Origin of the sequence: uncultured Hyphomicrobium sp. (assembly GCF_902826555.1) — a bacterium.
In the GTDB taxonomy this organism is placed as follows: Bacteria; Pseudomonadota; Alphaproteobacteria; order Rhizobiales; family Hyphomicrobiaceae; genus Hyphomicrobium_C.
Window position 1 is genome coordinate 6485 of record NZ_CADEFI010000066.1, and the last position, 4072, is coordinate 10556.

At 66.4% G+C, this 4072-nt stretch carries 4 protein-coding genes; 1 reads left to right on the top strand and 3 read right to left on the bottom strand.

Annotation, left to right across the window (positions count from 1 at the left end):
• Positions 1-141: 141 nt before the first annotated feature.
• Positions 142-303, bottom strand: a complete 162-nt coding sequence (locus QZV93_RS17160; protein ID WP_295559904.1) for a hypothetical protein — start codon at positions 301-303, stop codon at positions 142-144.
• A 247-nt stretch (positions 304-550) separates the two neighbouring features.
• Positions 551-1126, bottom strand: a complete 576-nt coding sequence (locus tag QZV93_RS17165; protein ID WP_295559906.1) for a hypothetical protein — start codon at positions 1124-1126, stop codon at positions 551-553.
• 368 nt (positions 1127-1494) lie between these two features.
• Here QZV93_RS17165 and QZV93_RS17170 point away from each other — a divergent pair, with 368 nt between their 5' ends.
• Complete coding sequence (locus tag QZV93_RS17170; protein WP_295559908.1) at positions 1495-1722, top strand: hypothetical protein; 228 nt, start codon at positions 1495-1497, stop codon at positions 1720-1722.
• A 187-nt stretch (positions 1723-1909) separates the two neighbouring features.
• Here the strand turns inward: QZV93_RS17170 and alaS are convergent.
• Positions 1910-4072: alanine--tRNA ligase (alaS, locus tag QZV93_RS17175; RefSeq protein ID WP_295559910.1), on the bottom strand; the 2163-nt coding region annotated here is incomplete at its 5' end.

Genomic DNA, 4072 nt, shown 5'->3' on the forward strand with positions numbered 1-4072 from the left:
TACACGGGCGGAGACTTCTCGACAGGCGTCGATACGGCTTTCGATGTTGGGCAGCTTCCCGACAGCTACGACGGCGGCATCTGGACCAACCGCATTCAAGCGATTGCGCCGCTCGTTGCAGCGAAGCAGTGAGCGATGGCCCTAGTCGAGGCGGGCGCCGGGGCGCGGGCCGGCGAGCGGGGTGTGACGGCGCTGGTAGTCGGCGCAGGCCCAGCCCTTGCCGTGGATCAGACGAAGGATGCCGCAGCGGACTGCTTCGGCGAAACGTTCGAGGCGCGCGCTGGCGCGCGATGCGGTGCTCATGATTTTCGCTATCAGTTTCCCCCAACAGATGGCCAATTTAGCAGAGTCGCCATCCCCTAGGGGACACCGGGAAATTACCTAGCCCGGCGAGGTTCGGCGGGGAAATAAGGACCCGCCTGCGCCCCGTCAACGGACGACTTGCCGCGCCGGTTCCCGGGACCGACCGGAATAGCGCAAATCTTTGTTCTTATTATTCTTTCTGCCATGCATGGGTTGCATTGCCGATCTGCGTCCGGTCGGGGCTCGTTCAGAGCGGCAGGTAGGGCCCGAAGCTCGAGCGCAGCGTGCGGGCATGGCCGAGGCCCGCATTGGTGATCTCGTACATGCCGGTGCTGGCCGCCGGCTGACGGATCAGGTCCTGCTTCTTGAGCCGGTGAAGCTGGGAGACGACGGCCGAGGAGGTGTCCTCCTTGAAGCCGCGCTGCGTCAGCCCGCTCATGATCTGCTGAAGGGAATAGGCCTTCGCTTCCTGGGCCAGGATCTCGAGCACCACCAGCTCGCGCACACGGCTTCTTTGGTTGCGGCCGATCTCGTCGATGGCGGCGCCGTCGGCATCGGTCTCGGCGGCGGACGGCTCGACCGAGAGCGGCACGCCCGCGGCCATGCCGTATCCCGTGCCCGAGAAGGTCGCGGCTTCGGCCGTGTCGATCACCTGCTCGACCACATCGAGGCGGCGGCGGATCTCGTCCAGCAGCAGGCGCCGCTCACTCGGCGCAACGCCGTTGAGCGCCACCATGGGGTTGAACACCTCGCGCGCGAAGGCCGAGAAAATCCGCTGCACGCGGTCGTCTGCAGGTGCGCCTGTGGTCCCGTCGGCCGGCATCGGCTCTACCCCGGACGAATGAAATCGAATGGCATTGCATTCGCGGTGCGTCGGGCGCGAATGCGTATATTTCTTTCTATTGCATTTCATGCGAAGCGTCGCAAGCGCGCTGCGTTGCGTCCGCTCTATTCTTTATATTCTACTCGAAGTTATCATAATTAATATGCTGTTTCTATTATGTTTTCTTTTGCTGCTCCGAGGCGTCATTCGTTTGAATTCGATGCATTCGCGCACGGGCGGCAGCGCTTGAGACGCGCTCTTGCCGCTGTCATTCAAAGCGCTCGGGTTGCTCATACTTTTCCCCTTCGCGCTGGCCCATCTTAAGGATGTTCCCAAGCTCCTCCCCGCGATCCAAGAGGGAGGGTGTCATGGCTTCGCAATCCACCGAGCTGCTGTTCGATCTCGTGCTCGATCCGACGCTGTTGGATCTCGTGCTGGCCATGCCGGAGCTGACGTGGCGCGACATCGCCACGACGGTGGGGATGCTGATGTTCTGGGACATCCTGTCGAAGCCGCTCATCGCCTGCTTCTGGCGGCATGCGCGACGACCGCTCTCGTGGGGACTCTTCAAGCTCGCCGTGGCGCTGAAGCCGTGAGGCGGAAACAGTTGAGCGCCCCTTCATCCGCGCCCGCCCCCTCACCCTCTCCCCGAGGGGAGAGGGTGAGGGGGCGGGCGCCTTGGCGTCTCCGCTTCCTTGCGGCTCCATGCTTCATGCGCAGGAGAGGGAACGGGGCTCCATTCGGCGCTCGACGTTGCTTCTCCTGCTTGGGGTGTGGAGAGGACTACGCGCCGGCGCCGAGGCGGGCTTCGATGGCGGCGAGCGCGTCCGGAGCCTTGGCCCCGTCCGGGCCGCCAGCCTGGGCCATGTCGGGCCGTCCGCCGCCGCCCTTGCCGCCGAGCGCTTCCGCGCCGACCTTCACCAGATCGACGGCGCTCCAGGTCTTGACGAGGTCCTCGGTGACACCGACGGCGAGCCCGGCCTTGCCGTCCTCCGTGACGCCGACGATGGCGACGACGCCGGAGCCGACCTGCTTCTTGCCGTCATCGACAAGCCCGCGCAGGTCCTTGGGGTTCAAGCCCTGCACCGAGCGGGCCAGCAGCTTGACGCTGCCGATGGTGCGCACGGCATCGGCCTGAGCCGCGGCTCCATTGCCGGACCCTGCCCCGCCGCCGAGCGCAATCTGGCGCTTGGCATCGGCGAGCTGGCGCTCGAGCGTCTTTCTTTCATCGACCAGCGCCTTCAGGCGCTCGACCAGATCCTCGGGGCGCGTCTTCAGTACGGCGGCCGCTTCCTTGAGGCGCGCGTCGGCGTCGGCGAGATAGGCGCGGGCCCCGTCGCCGGTCAGCGCCTCGATACGGCGCACGCCGGCGGAGCTCGCGCTTTCGGCCACGACCTTGACGAGGCCGATGTCACCGGTGCGGCGGGCGTGCGTGCCGCCGCACAGCTCCACCGACCAAGCCTTATTCGATCCAGGTGCAACGTGGCCCATGGCGACGACGCGCACCTCGTCGCCGTACTTCTCGCCGAAGAGCGCCATGGCACCGGAGGCCTTCGCGTCTTCCACCGCCATCAGGCGCGTTTCGACGGGGCTGTTCTCCAGCACGATCTCGTTGGCAAGCTTCTCGACGGCAGCGATCTCTTCGGGGCTCATCGGCTTCGTGTGCACGAAGTCGAAGCGCAGGCGGTCCGGCGAGACGAGCGAACCCTTCTGGGCGACGTGCAGGCCGAGCACCTGGCGCAGCGCCTCGTGGAGAAGATGCGTTGCCGAGTGATTGGCGCGCGTCGCCGTGCGGCGTGCGTGATCGACTTCCAGCTCGACGGCGTCGTCGACCTTGAAGCTGCCCTTCTCCACCTTGCCGACGTGCACGAACAGATCGCCGAGCTTCTTCTGCGTGTCGGTGACGCGGAACAGCGCGCCCTTGGCGCCCTTGATCAGCCCCGTGTCGCCGACCTGGCCGCCGCTCTCGCCGTAGAACGGCGTCTGGTTGAGGACAAGGACGCCCTCGTCGCCGGCCTTGAGCGATTTCACGGGCTTGCCGTCGCGTACGAGCGCACGGATCTCGCCCTCGGCGTTCTCGGTGTCATAGCCGAGGAACTCGCTGGCGCCGGTTTCCTCCTTGAGCTCGAACCAAATCTCCTCGGTGGCCGCCTCGCCCGAGCCCTTCCAGGCGCGGCGCGCTTCCTCCTTCTGCTTGGCCATGGCGGCGTCGAAGGCCTTGGTATCGACGGCGATGCCGCGGGCGCGCAGCGCGTCCTCGGTGAGATCGAGCGGGAAACCGAAGGTGTCGTACAGCTTGAAGGCGACGTCGCCCGGGAAGGTGGCCCCCTGCTTGAGGCTGGCGGAAGCTTCGCCGAGCAGCTTCAGGCCGTTGCCGAGGGTCTTCTTGAACTTCGTCTCCTCGAGCTTCAGCGTCTCGGCGATGAGGGCTTCCGCACGGCCGAGCTCGGGATAGGCCGCGCCCATCTCGCGCACGAGCGCGGGGACGAGGCGGTACATGAGCGGGTCGCTGCAGCCGAGCTGGTGCGCATAGCGCATGGCGCGGCGCATGATGCGGCGGAGCACGTAGCCGCGCCCCTCGTTCGACGGCAGCACGCCGTCGGCGATAAGGAAGCTCGTGGCGCGGAGGTGATCGGCGATGACGCGGCGGGCGGGCTTCACGTCCACGCCGTCGGGGTTGTCGGAGGCGCCGAGCTTTCGGCTCTCGTCGCGGATGGCGGCGATCAGGTTGCGGAACAGATCGATCTCGTAGTTGTCATGCGTGCCCTGCAGCACGGCGGCGATACGCTCGAGGCCCATGCCGGTGTCGACCGAGGCCTTCGGCAGGTCGATGCGCTCGCCGGAGGGGAGCTGCTCGAACTGCATGAAGACGAGATTCCAGATCTCGATGAAGCGGTCGCCGTCGGCGTCGGCCGAGCCCGGAGGACCACCCGGGATCTTGGGGCC